At 70.8% G+C, this 26,827-nt stretch carries 26 protein-coding genes; 19 read left to right on the forward strand and 7 right to left on the reverse strand.

Going from position 1 to position 26,827, the window contains the following annotated elements; all coding sequences use genetic code 11:
• The first annotated feature begins 11 nt into the window (after window positions 1-11).
• Window positions 12-524, forward strand: a complete 513-nt coding sequence (gene tsaE / locus ABZ906_RS34235) for a tRNA (adenosine(37)-N6)-threonylcarbamoyltransferase complex ATPase subunit type 1 TsaE (protein ID WP_361182302.1) — start codon at window positions 12-14, stop codon at window positions 522-524.
• A gap of 158 nt (window positions 525-682) precedes the next feature.
• The gene (locus ABZ906_RS34240) at window positions 683-904 is read left to right on the forward strand and encodes a hypothetical protein (protein WP_361182301.1); all 222 of its coding nucleotides are present in this window, start codon (window positions 683-685) and stop codon (window positions 902-904) included.
• On the opposite strand, the gene ABZ906_RS34245 is transcribed toward ABZ906_RS34240, so the two are convergent.
• Window positions 876-1,427, reverse strand: coding sequence for a hypothetical protein (locus tag ABZ906_RS34245; protein ID WP_361182300.1), 552 nt, complete (start codon window positions 1,425-1,427; stop codon window positions 876-878). The two genes, ABZ906_RS34240 and ABZ906_RS34245, sit on opposite strands and share 29 nt — an antisense overlap.
• 108 nt (window positions 1,428-1,535) lie before the next feature.
• Here ABZ906_RS34245 and tsaB point away from each other — a divergent pair, with 108 nt between their 5' ends.
• The 4 genes from tsaB to ABZ906_RS34265 are packed head-to-tail and all read left to right on the forward strand — an operon-like array spanning window position 1,536 to window position 4,060.
• Window positions 1,536-2,192, forward strand: coding sequence for a tRNA (adenosine(37)-N6)-threonylcarbamoyltransferase complex dimerization subunit type 1 TsaB (gene tsaB / locus ABZ906_RS34250; RefSeq protein ID WP_361389624.1), 657 nt, complete (start codon window positions 1,536-1,538; stop codon window positions 2,190-2,192).
• A 29-nt stretch (window positions 2,193-2,221) separates the two neighbouring features.
• Window positions 2,222-2,695, forward strand: a complete 474-nt coding sequence (rimI, locus tag ABZ906_RS34255; RefSeq protein ID WP_361182522.1) for a ribosomal protein S18-alanine N-acetyltransferase — start codon at window positions 2,222-2,224, stop codon at window positions 2,693-2,695.
• Window positions 2,688-3,806, forward strand: coding sequence for a tRNA (adenosine(37)-N6)-threonylcarbamoyltransferase complex transferase subunit TsaD (tsaD, locus tag ABZ906_RS34260; RefSeq protein ID WP_361389626.1), 1,119 nt, complete (start codon window positions 2,688-2,690; stop codon window positions 3,804-3,806). The genes rimI and tsaD overlap by 8 nt, the downstream gene beginning before the upstream one ends.
• Window positions 3,803-4,060, forward strand: a complete 258-nt coding sequence (locus ABZ906_RS34265) for a hypothetical protein (RefSeq protein ID WP_361182295.1) — start codon at window positions 3,803-3,805, stop codon at window positions 4,058-4,060. The genes tsaD and ABZ906_RS34265 overlap by 4 nt, the downstream gene beginning before the upstream one ends.
• An 18-nt stretch (window positions 4,061-4,078) precedes the next feature.
• On the opposite strand, the gene ABZ906_RS34270 is transcribed toward ABZ906_RS34265, so the two are convergent.
• Complete coding sequence (locus tag ABZ906_RS34270; RefSeq protein ID WP_361389825.1) at window positions 4,079-4,774, reverse strand: helix-turn-helix domain-containing protein; 696 nt, start codon at window positions 4,772-4,774, stop codon at window positions 4,079-4,081.
• A 153-nt stretch (window positions 4,775-4,927) separates the two neighbouring features.
• On the opposite strand from ABZ906_RS34270, the gene ABZ906_RS34275 reads away from it, so the two are divergent.
• The 3 genes from ABZ906_RS34275 (at window position 4,928) to ABZ906_RS34285 (ending at window position 8,238) form a co-directional block, all read left to right on the forward strand.
• Complete coding sequence (locus ABZ906_RS34275; RefSeq protein WP_361389628.1) at window positions 4,928-6,457, forward strand: MFS transporter; 1,530 nt, start codon at window positions 4,928-4,930, stop codon at window positions 6,455-6,457.
• A 70-nt stretch (window positions 6,458-6,527) separates the two neighbouring features.
• Complete coding sequence (locus ABZ906_RS34280; protein ID WP_361389630.1) at window positions 6,528-6,884, forward strand: YciI family protein; 357 nt, start codon at window positions 6,528-6,530, stop codon at window positions 6,882-6,884.
• A gap of 55 nt (window positions 6,885-6,939) precedes the next feature.
• On the forward strand, window positions 6,940-8,238 hold the full coding sequence (locus ABZ906_RS34285) for a sigma-70 family RNA polymerase sigma factor (protein WP_361389632.1): 1,299 nt from the start codon (window positions 6,940-6,942) through the stop codon (window positions 8,236-8,238).
• Window positions 8,239-8,263: 25 nt separating this feature from the next.
• On the opposite strand, the gene ABZ906_RS34290 is transcribed toward ABZ906_RS34285, so the two are convergent.
• Complete coding sequence (locus tag ABZ906_RS34290; RefSeq protein ID WP_361389827.1) at window positions 8,264-9,490, reverse strand: methyltransferase domain-containing protein; 1,227 nt, start codon at window positions 9,488-9,490, stop codon at window positions 8,264-8,266.
• Window positions 9,491-9,572: 82 nt separating this feature from the next.
• Here ABZ906_RS34290 and ABZ906_RS34295 point away from each other — a divergent pair, with 82 nt between their 5' ends.
• From ABZ906_RS34295 to groL, 3 genes are all read left to right on the forward strand, one after another.
• Window positions 9,573-10,538: a polysaccharide deacetylase family protein gene (locus ABZ906_RS34295; protein WP_361182290.1), complete on the forward strand. Its 966-nt coding sequence runs from the start codon at window positions 9,573-9,575 to the stop codon at window positions 10,536-10,538.
• Between the two features lie 557 nt (window positions 10,539-11,095).
• Window positions 11,096-11,404 carry a co-chaperone GroES gene (gene groES, locus ABZ906_RS34300; protein WP_006347174.1) on the forward strand — a complete coding sequence of 103 codons (309 nt, stop codon included), beginning with the start codon at window positions 11,096-11,098 and terminating at the stop codon, window positions 11,402-11,404.
• A 119-nt stretch (window positions 11,405-11,523) separates the two neighbouring features.
• Window positions 11,524-13,152 carry a chaperonin GroEL gene (gene groL, locus ABZ906_RS34305; protein ID WP_361182288.1) on the forward strand — a complete coding sequence of 543 codons (1,629 nt, stop codon included), beginning with the start codon at window positions 11,524-11,526 and terminating at the stop codon, window positions 13,150-13,152.
• 146 nt (window positions 13,153-13,298) lie between these two features.
• On the opposite strand, the gene ABZ906_RS34310 is transcribed toward groL, so the two are convergent.
• Together ABZ906_RS34310 and ABZ906_RS34315 are read right to left on the reverse strand one after the other, a co-directional pair.
• Complete coding sequence (locus tag ABZ906_RS34310; protein WP_361182286.1) at window positions 13,299-14,072, reverse strand: SDR family oxidoreductase; 774 nt, start codon at window positions 14,070-14,072, stop codon at window positions 13,299-13,301.
• A gap of 9 nt (window positions 14,073-14,081) precedes the next feature.
• A complete protein-coding gene (locus ABZ906_RS34315) occupies window positions 14,082-14,795 on the reverse strand; it encodes an MOSC domain-containing protein (protein ID WP_361389634.1) in 714 nt (237 codons plus the stop codon).
• Window positions 14,796-14,874: 79 nt separating this feature from the next.
• Here ABZ906_RS34315 and ABZ906_RS34320 point away from each other — a divergent pair, with 79 nt between their 5' ends.
• The gene (locus ABZ906_RS34320) at window positions 14,875-15,771 is read left to right on the forward strand and encodes a LysR family transcriptional regulator (RefSeq protein ID WP_361182283.1); all 897 of its coding nucleotides are present in this window, start codon (window positions 14,875-14,877) and stop codon (window positions 15,769-15,771) included.
• A gap of 22 nt (window positions 15,772-15,793) precedes the next feature.
• On the opposite strand, the gene ABZ906_RS34325 is transcribed toward ABZ906_RS34320, so the two are convergent.
• Window positions 15,794-16,174: a WhiB family transcriptional regulator gene (locus tag ABZ906_RS34325; protein ID WP_361182282.1), complete on the reverse strand. Its 381-nt coding sequence runs from the start codon at window positions 16,172-16,174 to the stop codon at window positions 15,794-15,796.
• Between the two features lie 389 nt (window positions 16,175-16,563).
• Between ABZ906_RS34325 and ABZ906_RS34330 the strand changes: the two genes are divergently transcribed.
• The 4 genes from ABZ906_RS34330 to ABZ906_RS34345 all read left to right on the forward strand — a co-directional run bounded on the left by ABZ906_RS34330 (window position 16,564) and on the right by ABZ906_RS34345 (window position 20,972).
• Window positions 16,564-17,175: a response regulator transcription factor gene (locus ABZ906_RS34330; RefSeq protein WP_003948568.1), complete on the forward strand. Its 612-nt coding sequence runs from the start codon at window positions 16,564-16,566 to the stop codon at window positions 17,173-17,175.
• A gap of 266 nt (window positions 17,176-17,441) precedes the next feature.
• Window positions 17,442-18,017, forward strand: a complete 576-nt coding sequence (locus tag ABZ906_RS34335) for a sigma-70 family RNA polymerase sigma factor (protein ID WP_190084454.1) — start codon at window positions 17,442-17,444, stop codon at window positions 18,015-18,017.
• A gap of 153 nt (window positions 18,018-18,170) precedes the next feature.
• Window positions 18,171-19,688 (forward strand): IMP dehydrogenase, encoded by a 1,518-nt coding sequence (gene guaB / locus ABZ906_RS34340; protein ID WP_361182280.1) that lies wholly within the window; start codon window positions 18,171-18,173, stop codon window positions 19,686-19,688.
• Between the two features lie 159 nt (window positions 19,689-19,847).
• Complete coding sequence (locus ABZ906_RS34345) at window positions 19,848-20,972, forward strand: GuaB3 family IMP dehydrogenase-related protein (RefSeq protein WP_361182278.1); 1,125 nt, start codon at window positions 19,848-19,850, stop codon at window positions 20,970-20,972.
• Window positions 20,973-21,027: 55 nt separating this feature from the next.
• Here ABZ906_RS34345 and ABZ906_RS34350 read toward each other — a convergent pair whose 3' ends face one another.
• Window positions 21,028-22,281, reverse strand: coding sequence for a nucleotide sugar dehydrogenase (locus ABZ906_RS34350; RefSeq protein ID WP_361389636.1), 1,254 nt, complete (start codon window positions 22,279-22,281; stop codon window positions 21,028-21,030).
• Window positions 22,282-22,530: 249 nt separating this feature from the next.
• On the opposite strand from ABZ906_RS34350, the gene ABZ906_RS34355 reads away from it, so the two are divergent.
• Window positions 22,531-24,237 carry a glycerol-3-phosphate dehydrogenase/oxidase gene (locus ABZ906_RS34355; RefSeq protein ID WP_361182274.1) on the forward strand — a complete coding sequence of 569 codons (1,707 nt, stop codon included), beginning with the start codon at window positions 22,531-22,533 and terminating at the stop codon, window positions 24,235-24,237.
• A 415-nt stretch (window positions 24,238-24,652) separates the two neighbouring features.
• Window positions 24,653-26,827, forward strand: a complete 2,175-nt coding sequence (locus ABZ906_RS34360; RefSeq protein WP_361389638.1) for a protein kinase — start codon at window positions 24,653-24,655, stop codon at window positions 26,825-26,827.

Below are 26,827 nucleotides of genomic sequence, written 5' to 3' on the forward strand. Positions count from 1 at the left end.
CGTGGGTGGGCATGGAAGCACCGCACAACCCGGCCCCCGTGAACTCCCTCGACCTCACCGTCACCTCGCCCGAACAGATGGGTGATCTGGGTCGCCGCCTGGCCAAGCTGCTCCGGCCCGGCGACCTCGTGATGCTCACCGGCGAGCTCGGCGCGGGCAAGACGACGCTGACCCGCGGCCTGGGCGAGGGCCTCGGCGTCCGGGGCGCCGTCACGTCCCCGACGTTCGTCATCGCCCGCGTCCATCCCTCCCTGTCCGACGGGCCGCCCCTGGTGCACGTCGACGCGTACCGCCTGGGCGGCGGGCTCGACGAGATGGAGGACCTCGACCTGGACGTCTCGCTGCCCGAATCGGTGATCGTCGTGGAGTGGGGCGACGGCAAGGTCGAGGACCTCTCGGACGAGCGGCTGCACGTCGTCATCGACCGGGCCGTCGGCGACACGACGGACGAGGTGCGCGAAGTGACGCTGACCGGCGTCGGGGAGCGGTGGACGCAGGCCGATCTCACGCTGCTCTCGGCCTGAATCCCCTCGTCGGACCCGAACCCCTCGTCTTTTCGCCCGAACATTCCGACAAGGCGTCGGCAAGATGTTGCGCGGCGCGCGTCCGGCATGGTCACATGGATGCCAGTACTGGTTAGGTCTACCTAACCACGTCTGCCCCCGGAGCCCAGGAGGCATCCATGTCGGCTGCAGAACGTGACGTAAAGCCCCGGCCGCACGGGCTGTCGGGGCCGGCGGGGCCATCGGGGATTTCCATGCGCGATCTGCTGGCGTCCTGCGCCGCCGCGAGCGAGGTCTCGACGCCGCCGCGCGATCCCGCGCCCACCGAAAACCGTCCCGCGCCCACGGGAAACCGCCCTGCGGACCGGCGTCCTACGGAACGACGACGACCTTCTTGCTGATCGTCGCGAACTCCCACATCGCGTTGCCGTCCTTGCGCGACTCGCGGATGCCGCCGGTCTTCTTCGACGGGTCCGGCTTCGGCGTCGAGCCGTCCGTCGCGGCGCTGAAGCCGATCGCGATGCCGTCGACGTTCGCGAAACGCACGACGTGCTCGATCGCGACGCCGTCCGTTCCGGTGACGGTGCCCGAGCGCGAGGTGACGGCGTACGTACCGGGGGCCGGGTCCACCGTGCTCGGCGTGACCTTGAAGGTGCGCTGCGCCTTGCCCGCCGCGCCGACCAGCCATACGCGGTCCTCGCCCACGGAGTAGACGACCCGCTCGCCCGTACCGGACTGCGCCGGGACCGTTGTCGGGTCGGCCTTGTCCTTGGGGGAGCGCGACGCCGAGGCGGAGGGGGACTTGTCCGGCTTCTTGCCCAGGTCGTCCGGCGCGCTCGCCGACGCCTGGTAGGCGAGGAAGCCGACCGCGGCGATGGCGGCGGCGGTGAGCCCGGCCACGAATCCCGAGCTGCTCCTGGACAACTGCGCCACCCTCTTCGTACTCCGTACGGCTATGGGGTGACGTTAGCAGCAGGTGTGCGGCATCCCCGGTCGGCCGTGCGCCGGGCGCCGGAGCCGTAGGCTATTCGCGTGCTCTTGCTCGCTCTGGATACCGCCACCCCCGCCGTCACCGTCGCGCTGCACGACGGCTCGTCCGTCGTCGCAGCCTCCAGCCAGGTGGACGCCCGCCGTCACGGCGAGCTGCTCCTGCCCGCCGTCGACCGGGTACTCGCCGAGGCCGGGCTGAGACTCGACGCCGTCACCGGCATCGTCGTCGGCGTGGGCCCCGGCCCCTACACCGGTCTGCGCGTCGGTCTGATGACCGCCGACACCTTCGGACTCGCGCTCGGCGTGCCCGTGCACGGCGTCTGCACGCTCGACGGCCTCGCGTACGAGTCCGGCATCGAGAGCGGGCCCTTCGTCGTCGCCACGGACGCGCGGCGCAAGGAGGTCTACTGGGCGAGGTACGCCGACCCGCGCACCCGCCTCACCGAGGCCGCCGTGGACCGCCCCGCCGACATCGCGGACGAGGTGGCGGGCCTGCCCGCCGTCGGCGCCGGCGCGGTGCTCTACCCCGAGACCTTCACCGACGCCCGCGCCCCCGAGCACGTGTCGGCGGCCTCGCTCGCGTCCCTCGCCGCGGAGAAGCTCGCCGCGGGGGAGGAACTGCTGGCCCCCCGGCCGCTGTACCTGCGCCGCCCCGACGCGCAGGTGCCCAAGAACTACAAGGTGGTCACCCCCAAGTGACATCCGTGACGACAGCCGTCCTGCGCGAGATGCGCTGGTGGGACATCGAACCGGTCTTCGTCCTCGAGAAGGAGCTCTTCCCGGACGACGCCTGGTCGCGCGGCATGTTCTGGTCCGAGCTCTCCCACGCGCGCGGGCCGCAGGCCACCCGCCGCTATGTGGTGGCGATGGACGGGGACCGCCTCGTCGGGTACGCGGGGCTCGCGTCGGGCGGCGACCAGGCCGACGTGCAGACCATCGCGGTGGCCCCGAGCCACTGGGGCACGGGGCTCGGCTCCGCGCTCCTGGCCGACCTGCTGAGCGCGGCGACCGCCTTCGAGTGCGCCGAGGTCATGCTCGAGGTGCGGGTCGACAACACCCGGGCGCAGAAGCTGTACGAGCGCTTCGGCTTCGAGCCCATCGGCTTCAGGCGCGGCTACTACCAGCCGGGCAACGTGGACGCCCTGGTGATGCGTCTGACCGATCCATCGACATCCGTACAAGGAACCGACACCCATGGCTGACTCGCGCCACCAACCTCTCGTTCTCGGCATCGAGACCTCCTGCGACGAGACCGGCGTCGGCATCGTCCACGGCACCACCCTGCTCGCCGACGCCATCGCCTCCAGCGTCGACGAGCACGCCCGCTTCGGCGGCGTCGTCCCCGAGGTCGCCTCGCGCGCGCACCTGGAGGCGATGGTGCCGACCATCGACCGCGCCCTGAAGGAAGCGGGCGTCACGGCGAAGGACCTGGACGGCATCGCGGTGACCGCGGGCCCCGGTCTCGCGGGCGCGCTGCTCGTGGGCGTCTCGGCGGCCAAGGCGCTCGCGTACGCCTACGGAAAGCCCCTCTACGGCGTGAACCACCTGGCGTCGCACATCTGCGTCGACCAGCTGGAGCACGGCACGCTGCCCGAGCCGACGATGGCGCTGCTCGTCTCCGGCGGCCACTCCTCGCTGCTGCTCTCCGCCGACATCACCTCGGACGTGCGGCCCCTTGGCGCGACCATCGACGACGCGGCGGGCGAGGCCTTCGACAAGATCGCGCGGGTGCTGAACCTCGGCTTCCCCGGCGGTCCCGTCATCGACCGGTACGCGAAGGAGGGCGACCCGGACGCGATCACCTTCCCGCGCGGCCTCACCGGGCCCCGCGACCCTGCGTACGACTTCTCCTTCTCCGGTCTGAAGACGTCCGTCGCGCGCTGGATCGAGGCGAAGCGGGCCGCGGGCGAGGACATTCCCGTACGGGACGTGGCGGCGTCCTTCCAGGAGGCGGTCGTCGACGTGCTGACCCGCAAGGCCGTGCGGGCCTGCAAGGACGAGGGCGTGGACCATCTGATGATCGGCGGCGGCGTGGCCGCCAACACGCGGCTGCGCGCCCTGGCGCAGGAGCGGTGCGACGCGGCCGGGATCCGGCTGCGGGTGCCGCGCCCGAAGCTGTGCACGGACAACGGCGCGATGGTGGCGGCGCTCGGCGCGGAGATGGTGGCTCGGGGCCGCTCGGCGTCCGACTGGGACCTGTCGGCGGACTCCTCGCTCCCGGTGACGGAGCCGCACGTCCCCGGCCACGCGCACTCCCACGCCCACGACCACGATCACGTCCACGAGGTCAGCAAGGAGAACCTGTACTCGTGACCGTCGCGCTGATGTGGGAGGCCCGCGCCGCCGAGGGGCGGGGCGGGGAACTGCTGGCGTGGGCGCGTGCGCAGGTCCTGGACGGCGACCCCGTCCGGCGGGAGAGCTTCCGTGCCCCGCAGGACCGGGTGCTCGTCCTGACCTGGTGGGACGCCCCTTACGACGCGGACCTGCCCGAACTCCCCGAGCCCGCGCCGGAGTTGGTGACGCGGGCGGTGCACCGGTGGCGGTTCGAGTCGCTCGGCACGGACTGACGCGGGGGCGGGGGCACGTCAGTCGCGTTCCCCTGCCCGCAGGAGCCCGTCGATGACCGCTGCCAGCTGCGTCGGCATGTCGAAGGCCGCCGTCAGTTCCAGCCAGCGTCCCGCGAGCGCGGTCATGTGGGGGAGTTCCTCTGCGTCCGCGTCGTCGAGCAGGTCGGGGAAGTGGCGCTTGCGGTCCGGCTCCTCGGCGCGGCGGGCCATCGCCTGACGGAAGACCAGATCGCCGTAGACGCAGTGCCAGATCGTGCGGTACGCGGCGACCGCCTGTGCCTGGGTGAGTCCGCGGGCCAGGCAGCAGTCGATGATCTCCTCGACCATCCACAAGGCGCCCTTGTCGGTGAGGTCGCCGAGGCTGAGCACCTCGACCACCCAGGGCATCCGCGCCAGCGTGCCGTGCATGTGCACGGAGACCGCCAGCATCCTCTCGCGCGGATCGTCGGGGAGCTCGGGGCGCGGGACCGAGTCGGCGGTCCCGGCCAGGGTGAGCATCAGGAGCTCGTCCTTGTCGCGTACGTGGTGGTAGAGCGCCATCGGGGTCGTGCCGACCTCCTTGGCGACCCTGCGCATGCTCAGGGCGGCCACGCCCTCCTCCTGGAGGATGCGGCGCGCGACGGCGACGATCGTGTCGAGGTCGATGCGGCTGGGGCGGCCGCGCTTCCGCTTCTTCTCCGGGGCCGGCTCCGACGCTTCCGGAGCTTTCGGCACTTCCGCCGCTTTCGGCGCTGGGGTCTCCGCTGCCGCTTTCTCTGCTTCCACGTGGCTCATTGTCGCGCCCGCGACGGGCGGGCGGAGCACGCGGGCATGCTCCGGTACGCGCTCCGATGCATTTTCTATACGCGTATAGTAATGTCTGTGGGCATGGTGAATCCCGTTGACTCGAAATCCTCGGGGACCCGTTGGCTGCTGCCGGTGCTGCTCACCGTGCAGTTCCTGGTCTCCCTCGACATGTCCGTCGTGAACATCGCGCTGCCCGACATCGGAGACGACCTCGGCTTCGGCGCCGATTCGCTGCTCTGGGTCGTCAACGCCTACGCGCTCGCCTTCGGCGGACTCCTCATGCTGGGCGGGCGCCTCGCCGACGTGGTGGGGCGGCGGCGCACCCTGCTCGCCGGGTTCGCGGTCTTCGGCATCGCGAGCCTCGCGGGCGGGCTCGCGCAGACGCCGGGGCAGCTCGTCGCGGCGCGTGCCGTGCAGGGCGCGGGAGCGGCGGCGCTCGCCCCCGTCGCGCTCGCGCTGATCACCGTCAACTACGCGGCCGGGCCCGCGCGATCGCGGGCGCTCGGGCTCTGGGGCGCGGCGGGCGCGCTCGGCGGTGCGGTCGGCGTGATGGCGGGCGGGCTGCTCACGGACTGGGCGGGCTGGCGCTCGGTGATGCTGATCAACGTCCCTGTGGTGCTCGCGGTGCTGCTCCTCTCCCGGCGCGGAGTGCCCGCCGACCGGCGCACCGGGCCCGCGCCGCGCCTCGACGTGGTGGGCGCACTCCTTGTCACGGGCGGCATGGCGGTACTCGTCCTGGGCCTCGTGCGCACGGAGACGCACGCGTGGGGGTCCGGCACGACGCTCGGCACCCTCGCGGCCGCGGCCGTGCTGCTCGCCGCGTTCGCCGTCGTCGAGTCCCGGCAGCGTCAGCCGCTGCTCCGGCTCGGCCTGCTCGGGAACCGGCCGGTGCTCTCCGCGAACGCGTTCGCGCTGCTGATGTCGTCGGGGCAGTTCGCCGCCTTCTACTTCACCTCGCTCTACTTGCAGGAGGTCCTGTCGTACGGATCGACGCGGGCGGGGGCGGCCTTCCTGCCGTTCTGCGCGGGCATCGTCGCCGGGTCGGTGATCTCGACGCGCAACGCCGGGCGCTTCGGGGAGCGGGCGACGCTGGTGACCGGGGGGCTGCTCGGGGCCGCGGGGTTCGTGTGGTTCGCGCTCACGGTCGGGCCCGACGGCACCTTCCTCGGGTCCATCCTGGGGCCCTCGCTGGTGGCGAGCGTCGGCATCGGCATGTGCTTCGTGCCGCTGGGCACCGCGGCGACCTCCGGTGTGGCGGCCGGGGAGACCGGGATGGCTTCGGGGCTGCTCAACAGCTCGCGGCAGCTGGGGGGTTCGCTGGGGCTCGCGGTCCTGGTGACGGTGGCGTCGGGCGTCACGGGGAGCGCGGGGCCCGCGGGGGACGGCGGGGGGCCCGGCGCGCTCGCGGACGGGTACGCGACCGCCTTCGGGGTCGCCGCGGCGCTGCTCGTGGCGGCAGCGGCGGCCACGGCGGTGCTGCATCCGGCGCGTACACCTTCGCGACCTGCGGAAACGTCCGCGGAGACGTCCGACGCGGCCGAATCTGAAAAAAGTCCGAAGAATCTCGCAGACGGTGTCGATCCGCGCCCCTACCGTTCGACGCAGAGGTGAGAGGCGGGGAAAAGCCCCGCCCGTCGCCCGGCCCGCGAAGGGCATGCGACAGCCGAACGGAGACATGACCATGCCGCGCTTTCTGACGATGATCCGCGTCAACGAGAAGAACTCCCCCGAGGGCGGCCCCAGCCCCGAGATGGGCGAGCGCATGGGCGCCCTGCTCGAAGAGATCACCAAGGCGGGCGTCATGCTCGACACCGCGGGTCTCACCCCGAGCGCCCAGACCACCCAGGTGCACTTCGAGGGCGGCAAGCTGTCCGTCACGGACGGCCCGTTCACCGAGGCCAAGGAGGTCGTCGGCGGCTACTCGATCACGCAGTGCAAGGACAAGGCCGAGGCGGTCGAGTGGGCGAGCCGGTTCCTGAAGACCCACGACGAGCACTGGACCGTGACGGCTGAGGTCCGGGAGATCATCGAGGGCTGAGCGGCCGGCGCAGGCCCTTTGCGGTGACAGTGCGGGGGTGCTCTGATGGGTGGCCGTGACGGCCCACTTCTCAGAGCCCCCTCGCCCGGACACCCCCCGCGCCGCGATCGAGACCGTCTTCCGGATCGAGTCGCCGCGCCTCATCGCCGGAGTCGCGCGGATCGTGCGCGACGTGGGCATCGCGGAGGAACTGGCGCAGGACGCGCTGGTCGCGGCGCTCGAACAGTGGCCACGGACCGGCGTCCCCGACAATCCCGGCGCCTGGCTGATGACCACCGCCAAGCGCCGCGCCATCGACCTCGTACGCCGCAGGGAGCGCTACGCGCGCAAGCTGGAGGAGATGGGCCGCGACCTGGAGACGGCCCCGCCGCACGCCGTCGAGCCCGTCGAACCCCCTGATCCCGACGACATCGACGACGACCTCCTGCGCCTCGTCTTCACCGCCTGCCACCCGGTGCTCTCCGCCGAGGCCCGCATCGCGCTCACGCTGCGCCTGCTCGGCGGTCTGACGACGACGGAGATCGCCCGCGCGATGCTGGCCCCCGAACCGACGGTCGCCCAGCGCATCGTGCGCGCCAAGCGCACCCTCGCCGCGAAGGGGGTGCCCTTCGAAGTGCCGTACGGAGCCGAGCGCGAGGCCCGGCTCGGGTCGGTGCTCGAAGTCATCTACCTCATCTTCAACGAGGGGTACGCGGCCACGGCGGGCGACGACTGGCTGCGCCCCTCCCTGTGCGAGGACGCCCTGCGCCTGGCCCGCGTCCTCGCCGGGCTGATGCCGCAGGAAGCGGAAGTGCACGGCCTCGCGGCGCTCCTCGAACTCCAGACGTCCCGCGCGGCGGCGCGTACGGGCCCGAAGGGCGAGCCGGTGCTCCTCGCCGACCAGGACCGCCGCCACTGGAACCGGCTCCTCGTCCGGCGGGGCTTCGCCGCCCTCGCCCGCGCGCACTCGGCGGCTCAGGGCGCGGCGGGCCCGTACGCCCTCCAGGCCGCGATCGCCGCCTGCCACGCGAACGCCGCTTCGTACGAGGAGACGGACTGGCCCCGGATCGTCACCCTGTACGAACTGCTTGCCGCCCGCACTCCCTCACCGGTGATCGAACTGAACCGCGCGGTGGCGGTGTCGATGGCGTCGGGCCCGGCGGACGCGCTGCGCCTGGTGGACGCGCTCGCGGAGGAACCGGCTCTGAAGGGCTATCACTTGCTGCCCAGCGTGCGGGGCGACCTGCTGCTGCGGCTCGGTCGTACGGCGGAGGCGCGGGCGGAGTTCGAGCGGGCGGCGGAGCTTACGCGCAACGAGCGGGAGAGGGAGTTGTTGCGGGGGCGGGCGGAAGGAATCAGCCCGTCCGGCGGTTGAGGACGAACGCGGCGCAGCCGGTGATTCAGTTCCCCGGCACCGGCTGCCCGATCAGCATCGCGGGCGCCCCCGCCACCCGCGTGAGGAAGACCGTCGCGGAGTTCTTGCCCTGCGGCTTCACCTTGCGCCGCAGCTCCTCCGGCTCCACCGCTGACCCCCGCTTCTTCACCGTCAGGATTCCGACCTCACGCTCTCGCAGCACCGCCTTCAACTTCTTCACGCCGAAGGGCAGTTGATCGGTGATCTCGTACGCCACGGCGTACGGGGTGGCGTGCAGCGCGTCGGAGGTGACGTACGCGATGGTCTCGTCGATGAGCCCGCCCTCCACCCGCGCGGCCACCTCCGCCACCAGATGCGCACGGATGACGGCGCCGTCCGGCTCGTAGAGGTAGCGGCCCACCGTCCGCACCTGCGGGTCCGGCAGCATCGCGTCGAGCGGGGACGACAGGGACGCGCCCGAGGGCAGCAGCGTCGCGCGGTGCGACGACGGGGCGTCCGTGCCGAACCACAGCACGGCCTCCTTCACGTCGCCGCCGTCCGAGATCCACTCCGCGGCGGCCTCCGCGGGCACCGCCTCGTGCGGAATGCCGGGAGCGATCTTCAGGGCCGCGTGCGGGGCCTTGCGGGCGGCGCCGACGGCCCAGGAGAGGGGCGGGGAGTAGGCCTCGGGGTCGAAGATGCGGCCACGGCCGCCACGCCGTGCCGGGTCCACGAAGACCGCGTCGTACGCGGAGGTGTCGACCTCGGTCACATCGGCCTCGCGCACCTCGACGAGGTCCGAGAGGCCGAGCGCTTCCGCGTTCGCGCGCGCCACCGCGCAGGTCAGCGGGTCACGGTCGACGGCGAGCACGGCGATGCCGGCCCGGGCGAGGGCGATCGCGTCGCCGCCGATGCCGCAGCAGAGATCGGCCGTGCTGCGTACGCCCAGGGCCTTGAAGCTCTCGGCGCGGTGCACGGCCACGCTGGTGCGCGTCGCCTGCTCGACGCCGTTGGGGGTGAAGAACATCCGCCCCGCGTCCTCGGCGCCGAACTTCGCCACCGCGCGCCGCCGCAGCCGCGCCTGCGCTAGGACCGCCGTGACCAGCTCCGCAGGGTGCTCGCGGCGCAGCCGGGTGGCGACGGCGAGCTCCCGTGCCGGATCGGCGTCGCGCACCTCGTCGAGATCGAGCAGCGACCGGCCTTCGGCGGTGAGCAGCGCGGAGAAGGAGGTCAGGGCGGCCGAGGCGCGGTCGAGGTCGTTCACCCGGCCCATTGTGGGCCAGTCGGTGGATGGTGCGCGCCCGGCGGCGGTGTCGGCCCTGTGCCAGGGCCGTGAGCTGCAAAGATCCGGCGCCATGCAACTAGTACGACAAAAAGATGAATTCAGGGCAAAGCGGGAGGGCCGGGAGCGGGGTTCCGCACGGCGCCGCCGCCGGGCGGTGGGCCGGGCGCGGGCCGGGGCAGCCGTGCTCACCGTCGCCGCCATCGCCTCCGGATGTGCCTCGGGCGCCGACGGCGGAGCGAAGCCCGCACCCGGTCAGCAGCGCCTGGATGCGCCGCCCGCCCGCGCCCTGGACACCTACGCCCAGAAGCTCCGCGTCACCCAGGTCGCGCGCGCCGCCGCCGCGAAGCGCTGGGGCCTGGCGAAGCCCCCGCTGGCCGCGCCCGAGCCGCCCGCCGTGAAGCCGAAGATCACCACGCGCAAGGGCTTCGAGGTCAAGGGCCAGGAGCACCTGCCGCCCGTCTTCACGACCATCCCCACGAAGAAGAAGGTCGTCTTCCTCACCATGGACGACGGCGCCGAGAAGGACCCGGCGCTGCTCAAGATGATGAGCGAGCTGCAGATCCCGTACACCGCGTTCCTCAGCGACTACCTGGTCAAGGAGGACTACGGCTACTTCAAGAAGATGCAGTCGCGCGGCGTGGAGCTGAACAACCACACCCTCCACCACCGCTACCTGCCGGGGCTCTCGTACGCGGGCCAGCGGCGCGAGATCTGCGGCATGCAGGACATCATCCACCAGCGCTACGGCAAACGGCCCGAGCTCTTCCGGCCGCCGTACGGCAACTACAACGCGGACACCCTGCGCGCGGCCAAGTCCTGCGGGATCAAGGCCGTGCCGCTGTGGGCGTCCGAGGCCTTCGCCGACCACATGGAGTGGCGCGAGTGGGACCGGGACCTGCATCCCGGCGACATCATCCTCACGCACTTCCGGGGGCGCGAGGACTGGAAGGGCACGATGCCCGACATGATTCGCAAGGTCATGAAGACGGTCACCGACAAGGGGTACGCGGTGGCCAGGCTGGAGGACTACCTGTGACGGGGCGGGCGCGGGCGCGGCGGTTCCTTGTCGGCGTGCTCGCGGCAGGCGTGCTCGCGCCCGCACTGCTCACGGGCTGCGCCCAATCGGTGGACCCGATCGAGAGGCTGGGGAGGAAGGCGGCGGAGAAGGTCCCCAAGCGGAAGCCGGAGGCCGACCGCTGTGGGGAGGCTCCCCGCAGGGCGATGGGCGTCTCCCCTGGTCGAGCGGAGCCGAAAGCTCGGGGAGGGGCGGGCACAGCCCCACCTGCCGGGCCGCAGAAAACGGAGCGGCGCGAGGCAACGGAGACGGAACCCTCCACCGCGGGAAAGCGTTGCCCCGAGGGGCGCGGGGACGCCCCCGCAGCTCCCGAACGCACCCCAGCCGGTTAAGACCCGCGTCAGCGAATTAGCAGTCCGCTTGACCGAGTGCTAATCGCCGTCCTAGTCTCGCCCTTGGCACTCACCACTGGAGAGTGCCAACAGCGACGGGCAGGTCCGGCACCCGCGACGACGGATCCACCTGGTCGCCACCCCAGACTGTTAACCCCGTAGATCTCCGAAGGGGGAGACCGGATCGTGACGACCGCCAGCTCCAAGGTTGCCATCAAGCCGCTCGAGGACCGCATTGTGGTCCAGCCGCTCGACGCCGAGCAGACCACGGCCTCTGGCCTGGTCATTCCGGACACCGCGAAGGAGAAGCCCCAGGAGGGCGCTGTCCTCGCCGTGGGCCCGGGCCGCTTCGAGAACGGCGAGCGCCTGCCGCTCGACGTGAAGGTCGGCGATGTCGTGCTGTACAGCAAGTACGGCGGCACCGAGGTGAAGTACAACGGCGACGAGTACCTCGTCCTCTCGGCTCGCGACGTGCTCGCGATCGTCGAGAAGTAATTCACCTGCTTCACCAGCAGATTTGCTTTTGAGCTGCGCCCCTGGTCACCCCGCTGATTGCCGGGCGGCGAGGGGCGCAGTTCGTTCACCCGAGTTTTCGAGAGGGCTGAATCGCTCCCATGGCGAAGATCCTGAAGTTCGACGAGGACGCCCGTCGCGCCCTTGAGCGCGGCGTCAACAAGCTTGCCGACACGGTGAAGGTGACGATCGGCCCCCGCGGCCGCAACGTCGTCATCGACAAGAAGTTCGGCGCCCCGACCATCACCAACGACGGCGTCACCATCGCCCGTGAGGTCGAGGTCGAGGACCCGTACGAGAACCTCGGCGCGCAGCTCGTCAAGGAGGTGGCGACCAAGACCAACGACATCGCGGGTGACGGCACCACCACCGCGACCGTGCTCGCCCAGGCCCTGGTCAAGGAAGGCCTGCGCAACGTAGCCGCCGGCGCCTCCCCGGCCGCCCTGAAGAAGGGCATCGACGCCGCCGTCAAGGCCGTGTCCGAGGAGCTTCTCGCGACCGCGCGCCCGATCGACGACAAGGCCGACATCGCGGCCGTCGCCGGTCTGTCCGCCCAGGACCCGCAGGTCGGCGAGCTCATCGCCGAGGCGATGGACAAGGTCGGCAAGGACGGTGTCATCACCGTCGAGGAGTCCAACACCTTCGGGCTCGAGCTGGACTTCACCGAGGGCATGGCCTTCGACAAGGGCTACCTGTCGCCGTACTTCGTGACGGACCAGGAGCGCATGGAGGCGGTGCTCGAGGACCCGTACATCCTCATCCACCAGGGCAAGATCTCCTCGATCCAGGACCTGCTCCCGCTGCTCGAGAAGGTCATCCAGGCCAACGCCTCGAAGCCGCTCCTGATCATCGCCGAGGACGTCGAGGGCGAGGCCCTGTCGACCCTGGTCGTGAACAAGATCCGCGGCACCTTCAACGCCGTCGCGGTGAAGGCCCCCGGCTTCGGCGACCGCCGCAAGGCCATGCTCGGTGACCTCGCCACCCTCACCGGCGGCACCGTCATCGCCGAAGAGGTCGGCCTCAAGCTCGACCAGGTCGGTCTCGACGTGCTCGGCACCGCCCGCCGCGTCACCATCACCAAGGACGACACCACGGTCGTCGACGGTGGCGGCGACGCTGCCGAGGTCACGGGCCGCGTCAACCAGATCAAGGCCGAGATCGAGGCCACGGACTCCGACTGGGACCGCGAGAAGCTCCAGGAGCGCCTCGCGAAGCTGGCCGGCGGCGTGTGCGTGATCAAGGTCGGCGCCGCCACCGAGGTGGAGCTCAAGGAGAAGAAGCACCGTCTGGAGGACGCCATCTCCGCGACCCGCGCCGCGGTCGAGGAGGGCATCGTCTCCGGTGGTGGCTCCGCTCTGGTGCACGCCGCCAAGGTGCTCGGCGAGTCGCTGGGCAAGGAGGGCGACGAGGCCACCGGTGTCGCCGTCGTCCGCCGCGCCGCCGTCGAGCCGCTGCGCTGGATCGCCGAGAACGCCGGCCTCGAGGGCTACGTCATCACCTCGAAGGTCGCCGAGCTCGACAAGGGCTTCGGCTTCAACGCCGCGACCGGCGAGTACGGCGACCTGGTCAAGGCCGGCGTCATCGACCCGGTCAAGGTCACGCGCTCCGCTCTGGAGAACGCCGCGTCCATCGCCTCGCTGCTCCTGACGACCGAGACCCTGGTCGTCGAGAAGCCGGCCGAGGAAGAGGCGGACGCCGGTGCCGGCCACGGGCACGGTCACTCCCACTGACCCGAGCTTGACGCAGGCGCTTAGCTGAACTGAGGCCCGGTACCCCGAGCAGGGGTACCGGGCCTCAGTGCGTTCTCAAGAGCGAGTCCGGCGTGGCTTGTCGCGTAGTTCCCCGCGCCCCTCACGGGGCGCTCCTGCGAGAGCTTCTACTGCGGGCCGTACTTCCTGCCCGTCCGTGACGTGATGCCGCCCAGCAGGCCCCTCGGCGTCACCTTCACCACGCCCATCAGGGCCTTGTAGCGCGGGTCCGGGATGGACAGGGACTTGCCCCGCGCCAAGTCGGAAAGCGCCGCCGCGACCAGCTTGTCCGCGTCGAGCCACATCCAGTTGGGGATGTTGGACGTGCCCATCCCGGCACGCTCGTGGAACTCGGTCCGTACGAATCCGGGGCACAGGGCCATCAGCCGCACCCCGGAGCCGGCCAGATCCTTCGCCGCGCCCTGCGTGAACTGCACGACCCACGCCTTCGAGGCGCCGTACGTCCCGCGCGGCACGAACGCCGACACCGACGCGACGTTGACGACGCCCCCGCGGCCCCGCTCCCGCATCGATTCCGTCGCCGCCGACGTGAGGCGGAGCACCGCCTCGCAGTGCACCTTGAGCATCGTCAGCTCGTCCTCGATCGACACCTCCAGATACCGGCCCTTGTTGCCGAACCCGGCGTTGTTGACCAGGAGGTCGACCGTGTTCCTGCGGTCCGAGAGCCGCTTCTCGACGGCGGCGATCCCGTCGTCCGTCGCGAGGTCCGCGGTCAGGACCTCCGCCTCGATGCCGTGCCGGTCGTGCAGTTCGGTCGCCTGTTCCCGCAGTCGCTCGGTGTTCCGTGCCACAAGGACCAGGTTGTGGCCGTCACCGGCGAGCCGCCGGGCGAAGGCCGCGCCGATACCGGCGGTCGATCCCGTAATCAGAGCCGTAGTCATGGACCAAGGCTAGTGAGATCCCGGGGCCGCCGTGTCGCCCGGACGGCCCCCCGGCCCGTCCCCGTACTTCTGCGCGTACGAGCGGGCCGTCTCGATCAACTCGGAGTGCAGCGCGTCCCCCGCGGCGAGCAGGCTCGGCAGCAGCTTCCGCTCGGTCGTCACGGCCCTGAACTGGAGGGACACGGTGATGTCGTGCTCCGGGCGGTGCACGATCTCGACGGTGTCCCCGGCCCGGATCTCGCCCGGTTCGATCACCCGCAGATAGGCGCCGGGAGTGCCCTGCTTGGTGAAGCGCCTGACCCACTTCGTCTCGCCGAGGTGGCCCTGGAACGTCTGGCAGGGAATGCGGCCCGAGGTCACTTCGAGGAGCAGATCGGGGCCGACGCGCCAGCGCTCGCCGATCCTCGCGCCGCTCACGTCGAGCCCGGACGTCGTGAGGTTCTCGCCGAAGGAGCCGTTCGGCAGCGGCCGTCCGAGCTGCCGCTCCCACGCGTCGAGGTCCTCGCGCGCGTAGGCGTACACCGCCTGGTCGTTCCCGCCGTGGTGCCGCAGATCGCAGACCTCGTCCCCGGCGAGCCCGCTCCCGGCGGTGCCCTTCGGGCCGGGAGCCGCCACCCGCACGGCACCGTCGGCGGGCTTCTTGTCGATGCCCGTGCCGCCCGAGGGCGCGTCGGTGTACCCCACGGCTTTGAACCGGCCCAGATTCACGGAGAGAAGCTTCATGACAAAAGGCTAGGCGAGGCGGCTCAAAGCGGCGAAGCATTATTGGGTGCCTGATCCAAGCGTCACTTATGCTTGACGCATGATCGAGGCCCGCCATCTCCGCGTACTGCGCGCCGTCGCCGCCACCGGCTCCTTCTCCGCCGCCGCGCGCGACCTCGGCTGCACGCAGCCGGCCGTCAGCCAGCAGATGAAGGCCCTCGAAGCCTCCGCGGGCACGCCGCTCCTCATCCGCACGGGCCGGGAGATGCGCCTGACCCAGGCGGGCGAGTCCCTGGTCCGGCATGCCGCCGGGATCCTGGCGGGTCTTACCGCCGCCGAGGAGGAGGTCGCCGCCATCGCGGGCCTGCGGGCCGGCCGGGTCCGGCTCGTCTCCTTCCCCAGCGGCAGCTCGACGCTGGTGCCGAGCGCCCTGGCCGCCCTGCGCGCGGCCCATCCCGGTACGCGCGTCTCGCTGGAGGAGGCCGAACCGCCGCGCTCGGTGGAGATGCTGCGCGAGGGCGACTGCGATGTGGCGCTCGCCTTCCGCTATGACGGCGCCACCGCCGCCGAGGAGTGGGACGACCTGGTGGTACGGCCTCTGCTGGCCGACCGGCTCGTCGGCCTCGTGCCGGAGGGGCACCGGCTCGCCAAGGCCGACGCGGTCGCCATCGGGGAACTGGCCGACGAGCCGTGGATCGCGGGCTGTCCGCGCTGTCGCAGGCAGCTGGTCGAGGTGTGCGAGGGAGCGGGTTTCGTGCCCCGCATCGATTTCGCGACCGACGACTATCCGGCGGTGATCGGCCTGGTGGGCGCGGGCCTCGGAGTCGCGGTCCTGCCGGAGCTCGCCATCGAGTCCGTACGCCCCAAAGGTGCACGCACAGTGACGGTGGAGCCTGCCGTCCAGCGCGAGATCGTCGCGCTCACCCTGCCTGATCTGGCGCAGGTGCCCGCGGTGGCCGCCACCCTTGACCACCTGGCGCGTGCCGCGGAGCGCTGAGCGCTCGCGGAGAAACGTTCCTTCAGGAACGCGTGACCATGTCGCCGCGCGCTGCCGACGCCGCCGCGGCTGCCGAGGCCGATGCCGCCGCCGAGACCGACGGCGCGGACGTCGTGACGAGGCGGTTGCGTGCCCGGCCCATCAGTTCCTCGCGTTCGTCCTCGGTCAGACCGCCCCACACGCCGTACGGCTCGCGCACCGCAAGGGCGTGAGCAGCGCACTCCGCACGTACGGGGCACCTCATGCAGACCTCCTTGGCGGAGTTCTCACGCGCACTGCGCGCCGCGCCCCGCTCGCCCTCGGGGTGGAAGAAGAGCGAGCTGTCGACCCCGCGGCAGGCCGCGAGGAGCTGCCAGTCCCAGAGATCTGCGTTCGGTCCGGGAAGGCGGGAGAAATCTGCCATTGCGTGTCTCCTGGTGGCCGTTCTGCGCGGATACGGTGCCCACGACCGTACATCTACTGTCTAAGGAGATGAAAATATGACTCATTGGAAAATCTAGTCACAGACACCAGGAAAAGGGAAGGAAAGCGTCTAAATGGGGCATGGGTTGTGATGAAAGGTTGAGGGTCTCTTGCGCCGCCTGCTCTGTGTTGGCGCCCTCACGTAGAGTGCCGAACGAGGCCGACCGCCCCGTAACTCTTTCGAGTGACCGTCGTTGAGAGTGCGAGGCGGTTGAAAGAACAAGCGCTCGGGCAGATGTCCGAGAGCGTCAACCGCACAGGTGACGAATATGTACCAGCCTGGAGGCTCAAGGTGACGCGCAGCAGCTGTGAGAGCCGCGGAGGACAGTCATGACATCCGTCCTCGTCTGCGACGACTCCCCGCTTGCCCGAGAGGCGCTCCGCCGCGCGGTCGCGACCGTGCCCGGCGTGGAGCGCGTGACGACGGCGGCCAACGGCGAGGAAGTCCTCCGCCGCTGGGGCGCCGACCGCTCGGACCTGATTCTGATGGACGTACGCATGCCCGGTCTGGGCGGCGTCGAGACGGTGCGGCGGCTGCTGTCCGCCGACCCCGGTGCGCGCATCATCATGCTCACCGTCGCCGAGGATCTGGACGGTGTCGCGCTCGCGGTCGCCGCCGGTGCCCGCGGCTATCTGCACAAGGACGCCTCGCGCGCCGAACTGCGCGCGACCGTCACGCAGGCGCTCGCCGACCCGACGTGGCGGCTCGCTCCGCGCAGACTGCGCTCGGCCGAGATGGGCGCGGCGCCCACGCTCACCGCGCGTGAGATCCAGGTGCTCGAAGGCATGAGCCACGGCCGGTCGAACGCCGAGATCGGACGTGAGCTTTTTCTCTCCGAGGACACGGTCAAGACCCACGCCCGGCGGTTGTTCAAGAAGCTCGGCGCCTCGGACCGCGCGCACGCCGTGGCGCTCGGTTTCCGCTGGGGCCTGGTCCGATAGGTGTATCGCCGTGCGGGCACGGCGATCCCCGCCCGCCGAGTGGTGGGCGGGGTCACGGACGCCCGTCGCTCCCTCACCCGGGAGCGATTGCCGTCGCTTCGCCGCCGATGCCGCATCCTTGAGGTGTGGAGTTCCTCGGGGACAGGTCGGTCGAGCGGGAGGGGAGGGCGCACGAGATGAGTTCCGGCGCACCTGCTCATAACGCTTCGGTGCACAACTACGGACGTGGTGCCACGGATCAACCGGCGCCAAGGCACCATGGACCGATGCGCGATGACAAGACGACGGTGATCGGTGCCCTCGTCCTTCGCGCGGTCGAGGGTGACGAGCAGGCCACGCACGATTTGCTGGCCCATGTGCACCCCCTGGCGTTGCGGTACTGCCGCACACGGCTCTCTCGACTGCCCGGTGACGCACGGCACTTCGTGGAAGACCTGGCGCAGGAAGTGTGCGTCGCGGTCCTGCTCGCGCTGCCTCGTTACAAGGACACGGGACGCCCCTTCGAAGCGTTCGTCTTCGCGATCGCCGCGCACAAGGTCGCCGATCTGCAGCGCGCGGCCATGCGCCATCCCGGATCCACGGCGGTGCCGTCGGACGAGATGCCCGAGCGACCGGACGATTCCCTCGGTCCCGAGGAGCGCGCGCTGCTCAGCAGCGACGCCGAGTGGGCCAAGAAGCTCATGGCCAACCTCTCGGAGAACCAGCGTGAGCTGCTGCTCCTGAGGATCGCGGTCGGGCTCACGGCCGAGGAGACCGGGCAGATGCTGGGGATGTCCCCCGGTGCCGTGCGGGTCGCGCAGCATCGCGCGCTGAGCAGGTTGCGGGCGCTGGCCGAGCAGTAGTCGTCGAAGGTCGCCCGGTGGCGGGCCCTCGATGTCAGTTCGTGCCGTATGAACGTACAAACCTGATCGATGATCTTGATCGTGGAATGAGACACTCTCCGTTCCCGTTAGCATGGACATCCGCACCGATCAAGGCCATTTGGGGAAGGTGTCATGACTGCAAACGGCGGTTCTTCGACCGGGGTGCCCGATAAATTCGCGACACTCGGGCTGACCTACGACGACGTGCTGCTGCTGCCCGGCGCGTCGGACATGGCGCCGGACCAGATCGACACTTCCTCGCTCATCTCGAAGAACGTGCGCGTGAACGTCCCGCTGCTCTCCGCGGCGATGGACAAGGTCACCGAGTCCCGCATGGCGATCGCCATGGCGCGGCAGGGCGGCGTCGGCGTACTGCACCGCAACCTCTCCATCGCGGACCAGGCCAACCAGGTCGACCTCGTGAAGCGCTCCGAGTCCGGCATGGTCTCCGACCCGATCACGGTGCACCCGGACGCGACGCTCGCCGAGGCCGACGCGATCTGCGCCAAGTTCCGCATCAGCGGCGTCCCGGTGACCGACCCGGCGGGCAAGCTGCTCGGCATCGTCACCAACCGCGACATGGCCTTCGAGTCGGACCGCACGCGCCAGGTGCGCGAGGTCATGACGCCGATGCCGCTGGTCACCGGCAAGGTCGGCATCTCCGGCGTGGACGCCATGGAGCTGCTCCGCCGCCACAAGATCGAGAAGCTTCCGCTCGTCGACGACAGCGGTGTCCTCAAGGGCCTCATCACGGTCAAGGACTTCGTCAAGGCCGAGAAGTACCCCGGTGCCGCCAAGGACAGCGAGGGCCGCCTCCTGGTGGGCGCCGCCGTCGGTGTCGCGGGCGACGCCTTCGAGCGTGCCCAGGCCCTGATCGAGGCGGGCGTCGACTTCATCGTCGTCGACACCGCTCACGGCCACTCCCGTCTGGTCGGCGACATGGTCGCCAAGATCAAGTCCAATGCCTCGGGCGTGGACGTCATCGGCGGCAACATCGCCACGCGTGACGGCGCGCAGTCCCTCATCGACGCCGGTGTCGACGGCATCAAGGTCGGCGTCGGACCCGGCTCCATCTGTACGACGCGTGTCGTCGCCGGTATCGGCGTCCCGCAGGTGACGGCCATCTACGAAGCGTCGCTCGCCGCCAAGGAGGCCGGTGTCCCGGTCATCGGCGACGGCGGCCTGCAGTACTCGGGCGACATCGCCAAGGCGCTCGTCGCCGGCGCGGACACGGTCATGCTGGGCTCGCTGCTCGCCGGCTGCGAGGAGTCCCCCGGTGAGCTGATGTTCATCAACGGCAAGCAGTTCAAGTCGTATCGCGGCATGGGCTCGCTCGGCGCGATGCAGACCCGCGGCGACCAGAAGTCCTTCTCCAAGGACCGCTACTTCCAGGAGGGCGTCGCCTCCGACGAGAAGCTGGTCCCCGAGGGCATCGAGGGCCAGGTGCCCTACCGCGGCCCGCTCTCCTCGGTCGTGCACCAGCTGGTCGGCGGCCTGCGCCAGTCGATGTTCTATGTGGGCGGCCAGACCGTTCCCGAGCTCCAGAGGAACGGCCGTTTCGTACGGATCACCTCGGCGGGCCTCAAGGAGAGCCACCCGCACGACATCCAGATGACGGTCGAGGCGCCGAACTACACGAACAAGCGCTGACGCTCCGTGCGGCGCCGATGGCGCCGCACGCGCGCGTGGGGGCGGTCCGGATTCCCGGGTCCGCCCCCTTTGCGCGCGTCGGGGATACTGGAACGGCAGACCGAGTGCCGAAGTGCCTAAGAAGTGCGAAGTACCGAAGAAAACTGAAGGGCCACCCACGTGACTGAGATCGAGATCGGGCGCGGCAAGCGCGGCCGCCGGGCGTACGCCTTCGACGACATCGCCGTCGTCCCGAGCCGCCGTACCCGCGACCCGAAGGAGGTCTCGATCGCCTGGCAGATCGACGCCTACCGCTTCGAGCTGCCCTTCCTTGCCGCGCCCATGGACTCGGTCGTCTCGCCGCAGACCGCCATCCGCATCGGTGAGCTGGGCGGTCTCGGCGTCCTGAACCTCGAAGGCCTGTGGACGCGGTACGAGGACCCGCAGCCGCTGCTCGACGAGATCGCGGAGCTGGACACCGACAACGCGACCCGGCGCCTCCAGGAGATCTACGCCGCGCCGATCCAGGCCGACCTGATCGGGCAGCGCATCAAGGAGGTGCGCGACTCGGGCGTGGTCACCGCCGCCGCGCTCTCCCCGCAGCGCACCGCCGAGTTCTCCAAGGCCGTCGTGGACGCCGGTGTCGACATCTTCGTCATCCGCGGGACGACCGTCTCCGCCGAGCACGTCTCCGGTGCCGCCGAGCCGCTGAACCTGAAGCAGTTCATCTACGAACTCGACGTGCCGGTGATCGTCGGCGGCTGCGCCACGTACACCGCCGCGCTGCACCTGATGCGCACCGGCGCTGCCGGTGTCCTCGTCGGCTTCGGCGGCGGCGCCGCGCACACCACGCGCAACGTCCTGGGCATCCAGGTCCCGATGGCCACCGCCGTCGCGGACGTCGCGGCCGCCCGCCGTGACTACATGGACGAGTCCGGCGGCCGGTACGTCCACGTCATCGCGGACGGTGGCGTGGGCTGGTCCGGCGACCTGCCCAAGGCGATCGCCTGCGGCGCCGACTCGGTGATGATGGGCTCCCCGCTGGCCCGCGCCACGGACGCGCCCGGCAAGGGCCACCACTGGGGCATGGAGGCCGTCCACGAGGACGTGCCGCGCGGCAAGCGCGTCGACCTCGGTGTGGTCGGCACGACCGAGGAGATCCTCACCGGTCCCTCGCACATCCCGGACGGCTCGATGAACTTCTTCGGGGCGCTGCGCCGGGCGATGGCGACGACGGGCTACAGCGAGCTCAAGGAGTTCCAGCGCGTCGAGGTGACGGTCGCGGACTCGCAGCACAAGCGCTGACCGCCTGCTTCTTACAGAAGGGCCCCGGTATCCGTACCGGGGCCCTTCTTGTGCTTCACAGGCGGTGGGCCGCGCCCGCCGGGGTCGCGCCGCGGGTGTCCAGGAGCAGCTGGGCCTTCACGGCGAGGCCCTGGAGGTCGTACGTGCGGTGGTGCTGGAGCAGGATCGTGAGGTCGGCGTCCGCGGCGGCTTCGTAGAGGGAGTCCGCGCGGGGGACGGGGTGGCCCAGCACGCTCCAGCTGGGGACGTAGGGGTCGTGGTAGCTGACGGACGCGCCCATTTCCATCAGGCGGGTCGCGACCTCTCTGGCGGGGGAGCCCTGCTGGTCGGCGAGGTCGGGCTTGTAGGTGACGCCGAGGAGCAGGACGCGGGCGCCGCGGGCGGACTTGCCGTGTTCGTTGAGCAGCGTCGCCGAGCGCTGGATCACGTAACGGGGCATGCGGTCGTTGACCTGCTGGGCCAGTTCGACCATGCGCAGGGGGCGGGCGCCGCGGCCGGGGTTCGGGATGTCCAGGGGGACGCCGTGGCCGCCGACTCCGGGTCCGGGGCGGAAGGCCTGGAAGCCGAAGGGCTTGGTCTCGGCGCAGCGGATGACGTCCCACAGGTCGATGTTCAGGTCGTGGCAGAGCACGGCCATCTCATTGACCAGGGCCATGTTCACGTGCCGGTAGTTGGTCTCCAGGAGGTGCACGGTCTCGGCTTCTCGCGGGCCACGCGCGCGTACGACCTTGTCGGTGAGGCGGCCGTAGAAGGCGGCAGCCGATTCGGTGCAGGCCGGGGTGAGACCGCCGATGACCTTGGGCGTGCCCGCGTAGCCGTGGGTGCGGTTGCCCGGATCGAGGCGGCCCGGCGAGTGCGCCAGGTGGAAGTCGCGGCCCGCGCGCAGGCCGGAGCCCTCTTCGAGGATGGGGCGCAGGAATTCCTCCGTGGTTCCCGGGTAGGCGGGTGACTCGAGGATGACCGTGGTGTGCGGGCGCAGGCGCGCGGCCAGGGCGCGGGCGGCGTCGGCCACCTGGCTCAGGTCGAGGGTGCGGTCCGCTGCCGGAGGAGTGGGAGCACAGATGACCGCGGTGCGGACCCGGCCGAGCTGGGCGGGGTCGGTGGTCGGCCGGAAGCCCCCCGAGAGCATCCGGCGGACATCGGCGGCAGTCAGGGTTCCCTCCGCGCCGTCGCAGGGCAGGCGGCCGCTTGCCAGGTCGGCGGCGCGGGCGGGGTCGTAGCCGATGGTGGCGATGCCACCAAAGACGGCGGCCCGGGCGAGGGGCAGGCCGAGGTGGCCGAGACCGATGACTGCGAGATCTGCGGGCATGGCGGTGGGCCGTCCTCCTAGTAGCCGGAGCGGGACGAGTGCGCAAGTCCTGTGGACAAGGTGGACCAGCGCAATGTCAGACTAGGAGTAAATATGACCGTTATGTGGCATTGCCTCGGTGTCAGGTGTCGGAGTGTTGGCCGCGTCGGTCGTGTTATCCACAGGCGGCGACCCGAACTCAGCGGACCTGAGCAGAATCTGGGCATGATGTGAGCGCGACCACACCCGACAAACCAACGGGAGGCAGCGGTGAGGACAGCGACCTTGGGGCCGGCGGAGCGTGCCGAGTCACTTGCGGAAATGGCCGAGCGGGAGCTGGATGTCCTGGTCGTGGGCGCGGGAGTGGTCGGTGCGGGCACTGCACTTGACGCCGTGACCCGCGGTCTTTCCACCGGCCTCGTCGAGGCACGGGACTGGGCGTCGGGCACGTCGAGCCGTTCGAGCAAGCTGATCCACGGCGGTCTGCGCTATCTGGAGATGCTGGACTTCGCGCTGGTGCGTGAGGCGCTGAAGGAGCGCGGCCTGCTCCTGGAGCGGCTCGCCCCGCACCTCGTGAAGCCGGTGCCGTTCCTCTACCCCTTGCAGCACAAGGGCTGGGAGCGGATCTATGCCGGATCGGGCGTCGCGTTGTACGACGCCATGTCGATGTCGAAGGGACACGGCCGCGGTCTCCCGATGCACCGCCACCTGACCCGGCGTCACGCCCTGCGCGTGGCACCCTGCCTGAAGAAGGACGCCCTGGTCGGCGCCATGCAGTACTACGACGCGCAGATGGACGACGCGCGCTATGTGGCCACCCTGGTGCGCACGGCGGCGGCCTATGGCGCCAAGGTCGCCAACCGGGCCCGCGTGACCGGCTTCCTGCGCGAGGGAGAGCGGGTCGTCGGCGCCCGCGTGCAGGACGTCGAGGGCGGCGGGGAGTACGAGGTCCGGGCCAAGCAGATCGTGAACGCCACCGGCGTGTGGACGGACGACACCCAGGCGATGGTCGGCGAGCGGGGCCAGTTCCACGTCCGGGCGTCCAAGGGCATCCATCTGGTCGTGCCCAAGGACCGGATCAACTCGACGACCGGCCTGATCCTGCGGACCGAGAAGAGCGTCCTCTTCGTCATTCCGTGGGGACGGCACTGGATCGTGGGCACGACCGACACCGAATGGGACCTGGACAAGGCGCACCCCGCCGCCTCCAGCGCCGACATCGACTATCTCCTCGAGCACGTGAACTCGGTTCTCGCGGTGCCCCTTTCCCGGGACGACGTCCAAGGGGTGTACGCGGGACTGAGGCCGCTGCTCGCCGGGGAGTCGGACGCCACGAGCAAGCTGTCGCGCGAGCACACGGTGGCGCATCCGGCGCCGGGCCTCGTGGTCATCGCGGGCGGTAAGTACACGACGTACCGCGTCATGGCGAAGGACGCCGTGGACGAGGCGGTGCACGCCCTGGACCAGCGCGTCGCCGACTGCGTCACCGAGGACATTCCGCTGGTCGGCGCCGAAGGGTACAAGGCGCTGTGGAACGCGCGCGCCAGGATCGCGGCACGCACCGGCCTTCATGTGGTGCGCGTGGAACACCTGTTGAACCGGTACGGCTCGCTGGCCGAGGAGGTCCTCGCCCTCATCACGGCCGATCCCAAGCTGGGCGAGCCGCTGCCTGCCGCGGACGACTATCTGCGCGCCGAGATCGTCTATGCCGCGTCGCACGAGGGAGCACGGCACCTGGACGACGTGCTGACCAGGCGCACGCGCATCTCGATCGAGACGTTCGACCGGGGCACGCGCAGCGCGCGGGTGTGCGCGGAGCTGATGGCATCGGTCCTCGGCTGGGACAAGGACCAGGTGGAGCGGGAGGTACAGCACTACGAGAAGCGGGTTGAGGCGGAGCGCGAGTCGCAGCGGCAGCCGGACGACCTGACGGCCGACGCGGCGAGGCTGGGGGCACCGGACATCGTGCCCCTGTAGCGCGCGGACTGCGGGCCCGCCCGCCGTCCGCCCGGCGCGTTGTGGCTGGTCGCGCGGCGCCCCGCGCTTCTGCGTGCCTCCTCGACGCGAACCTCACTGACCAGTGGGGCCCGTTGGGGCGCCTGCCGTCCCTGGCGCCGCAGCGGGGGCCTTGCCTCAGATGACCGGCAACGGAAGAGTGGCGTCCGTGGCCGGATTCGCGGTCGGCGGCACACCGGCGGACGCCGGGCCGACGAGGGGCACGGCAGGGGGCAAAGGCGGCAGTGCCCGTCGAAAGGCGTGACGGTCCTCCTTGTGCGGGGCCTGTCATGAGGGACGTTGGACCCTGGGCGTAGAGCGGTCCTGAAGTAAGGGACAATGAAGGCTCTGTCAGGGCGGGTTGCGCGGGTAGCAGCGGTAGCAGCAGAGGGGACGCATGTCGGACGCGGAGAAGACGGGTCAGTCCCGTCAGGACAAGAGCGAACGTCTCCTCTCCGGGCGCTACCGGCTGGGAGAAGTGCTCGGCCGCGGCGGAATGGGAACCGTCTGGCGCGCCAAGGACGAGACACTCGGTCGTACGGTCGCGGTGAAGGAACTGCGCTTTCCCTCCAGCATCGACGAGGAGGAGAAGCGCCGGCTCATCACGCGTACGTTGCGTGAGGCCAAGGCGATCGCGCGGATCCGCAACACCAGCGCGGTGACCGTGTACGACGTGGTCGACGAGGACGACCGGCCGTGGATCGTGATGGAGCTGGTCGAGGGCAAGTCCCTCGCCGAGGCCATCCGCGAGGACGGGCTGCTCACGCCGAGGCGCGCGGCCGAGGTCGGCCTCGCGGTGCTCGACGTGCTGCGCTCGGCGCACCGCGAGGGAATCCTGCACCGCGACGTGAAGCCGTCCAACGTCCTCATCGCCGAGGACGGCCGGGTCGTTCTCACGGACTTCGGCATCGCGCAGGTCGAGGGCGACCCGTCGATCACCTCCACCGGCATGCTCGTCGGCGCCCCGTCGTACATCTCGCCCGAGCGGGCCCGCGGGCACAAGCCGGGCCCCGCGGCCGACCTGTGGTCGCTGGGCGGACTGCTGTACGCGGCAGTTGAGGGCGTTCCCCCGTACGACAAGGGGTCGGCGATCGCGACCCTCACCGCGGTGATGACCGAGGACGTCGAACAGCCGACGAACGCCGGTCCGTTGGAGAAGGTCATCTACGGCCTGCTGGCCAAGGACCCCGAGCAGCGGCTCGACGACGCGGCGGCGCGGGCGCTCCTGATCGACGTGATCCACGCACCCGAGGTCAAGGACGAGCCGGAGCCGGTCGACGCGACGAAGGTCGTGCCGCTGCCGCCCGTGCCGCCCTCCCTGGGCAAGCGGTTCGGCAAGGGCAAGTCGGGCGCGGGCCGTGCGGCCGGGGCGGGCGCGGCCGGTGGCGGCGCCGCGGGTGCCGCGGGTGCCGCCGGGTCCGCGGCGGCCACGTCCGGATCCGGTGCCGCCGATACGGCCGGGTCCTCCGGGTCCTCCGGGTCCTCCGCGGACTCCGGTGAGCGGCTGAAGGGCGCGCTCAGGTCGGTGCGGAAGGCCGCGGCCGCGGCGACCGCTCGGGGGGCGGGTGCCGGGGCGGCTGCTTCCGGTGCTGACGCGGCTTCTGGTTCCGGGGCCGGGGCCGGTGCCGCTGGTGAGTCCTCCTCCGGTGCGGTGGCGGAGAAGCCGACGCGGTCCGGTGCGGCTTCCGGCGCCGCTGCCTCGTCCTCTGCCGCCACCTCCGTTTCGTCTGCTCCCGCTTCGGGGGCTTCGGCTTCCGGGATGCCGCCGCGTGCGACGCCTCCCAAGGCCTCGCTCACCGACGTGGTGCCCCGGCGCACGCTGGTCATCTTCTCGGTGGCCCTGGCGATCGCGGTGCTCGGCACCGTGCTGGCCTTCGCGTTCAGCGGCGGGGACGAGGACAACGGCAAGGACAGCAAGAACGGCAGCGACAAGTCCGCGTCCAGCGGGGCGACCGCGGGCGGCGGCGAGAAGGGCAAGGAGCCGGACAAGGGCGCCGGGCAGGACGACGGCGCCGAGAAGGGCAAGGGCGAGACGGACACGGACGCCGGTTCGGGGTCGAGCCCGGGTTCGGACGAGAGCAAGGATCCGGGCGAGAGCGGCGAGGACGGTGACGACGACTCCGGCAAGGAGCCGGGTGACGGCGCCGAGTCGACGTACAAGCACTCCCAGGGATTCTCGGTCGGCCTGCCCAAGGGCTGGAAGTACCAGACCACGGCCGCCGCGGGCGCGCGTTTCACCGGGCCCGACGGGCAGAAGCTGCTGATCGGCTGGACCAACACCCCCAAGTCCGACCCCGTGGGTGACTGGAAGAGCCAGGAGTCGTACATGGTCCGGTCGCAGTACAAGCGCATCCGGATAGAGAAGGTCGACTACCGGGGCTGGAACACCGCCGACTGGGAGTTCACGTACGTCGACGGCGGCACGAAGTACCGCTCGATAGACCGCGGCTTCGTCGTCAACGGCCACCTGGGCTACGGAATGATGTACACGGCCAAGGACGCCAAGTGGGGCAGCGACGAGCGCAAGGACGCCTGGCAGACCTTCACGAAGACGTTCAAGCCGAAGAAGTAG

Origin of the sequence: Streptomyces sp. NPDC046925 (assembly GCF_040644915.1) — a bacterium.
Classification (GTDB): Bacteria; Actinomycetota; Actinomycetes; order Streptomycetales; family Streptomycetaceae; genus Streptomyces.

Excerpts from the sequence above, each read along its gene's own strand:
- tsaE (WP_361182302.1), top strand. The coding sequence starts at position 12 with ATGGAAGCACCGCACAACCCGGCCCCCGTGAACTCCCTCGACCTCACC.
- ABZ906_RS34240 (WP_361182301.1), top strand. The coding sequence starts at position 683 with ATGTCGGCTGCAGAACGTGACGTAAAGCCCCGGCCGCACGGGCTGTCG.
- rimI (WP_361182522.1), top strand. The coding sequence starts at position 2,222 with ATGCGCTGGTGGGACATCGAACCGGTCTTCGTCCTCGAGAAGGAGCTC.
- tsaD (WP_361389626.1), top strand. The coding sequence starts at position 2,688 with ATGGCTGACTCGCGCCACCAACCTCTCGTTCTCGGCATCGAGACCTCC.
- ABZ906_RS34275 (WP_361389628.1), top strand. The coding sequence starts at position 4,928 with ATGGTGAATCCCGTTGACTCGAAATCCTCGGGGACCCGTTGGCTGCTG.
- ABZ906_RS34280 (WP_361389630.1), top strand. The coding sequence starts at position 6,528 with ATGCCGCGCTTTCTGACGATGATCCGCGTCAACGAGAAGAACTCCCCC.
- ABZ906_RS34290 (WP_361389827.1), bottom strand. The coding sequence starts at position 9,490 with ATGGGCCGGGTGAACGACCTCGACCGCGCCTCGGCCGCCCTGACCTCC.
- ABZ906_RS34295 (WP_361182290.1), top strand. The coding sequence starts at position 9,573 with ATGCAACTAGTACGACAAAAAGATGAATTCAGGGCAAAGCGGGAGGGC.
- groL (WP_361182288.1), top strand. The coding sequence starts at position 11,524 with ATGGCGAAGATCCTGAAGTTCGACGAGGACGCCCGTCGCGCCCTTGAG.
- ABZ906_RS34310 (WP_361182286.1), bottom strand. The coding sequence starts at position 14,072 with ATGACTACGGCTCTGATTACGGGATCGACCGCCGGTATCGGCGCGGCC.
- ABZ906_RS34315 (WP_361389634.1), bottom strand. The coding sequence starts at position 14,795 with ATGAAGCTTCTCTCCGTGAATCTGGGCCGGTTCAAAGCCGTGGGGTAC.
- ABZ906_RS34320 (WP_361182283.1), top strand. The coding sequence starts at position 14,875 with ATGATCGAGGCCCGCCATCTCCGCGTACTGCGCGCCGTCGCCGCCACC.
- ABZ906_RS34325 (WP_361182282.1), bottom strand. The coding sequence starts at position 16,174 with ATGGCAGATTTCTCCCGCCTTCCCGGACCGAACGCAGATCTCTGGGAC.
- ABZ906_RS34330 (WP_003948568.1), top strand. The coding sequence starts at position 16,564 with ATGACATCCGTCCTCGTCTGCGACGACTCCCCGCTTGCCCGAGAGGCG.
- ABZ906_RS34335 (WP_190084454.1), top strand. The coding sequence starts at position 17,442 with ATGCGCGATGACAAGACGACGGTGATCGGTGCCCTCGTCCTTCGCGCG.
- guaB (WP_361182280.1), top strand. The coding sequence starts at position 18,171 with ATGACTGCAAACGGCGGTTCTTCGACCGGGGTGCCCGATAAATTCGCG.
- ABZ906_RS34350 (WP_361389636.1), bottom strand. The coding sequence starts at position 22,281 with ATGCCCGCAGATCTCGCAGTCATCGGTCTCGGCCACCTCGGCCTGCCC.
- ABZ906_RS34360 (WP_361389638.1), top strand. The coding sequence starts at position 24,653 with ATGTCGGACGCGGAGAAGACGGGTCAGTCCCGTCAGGACAAGAGCGAA.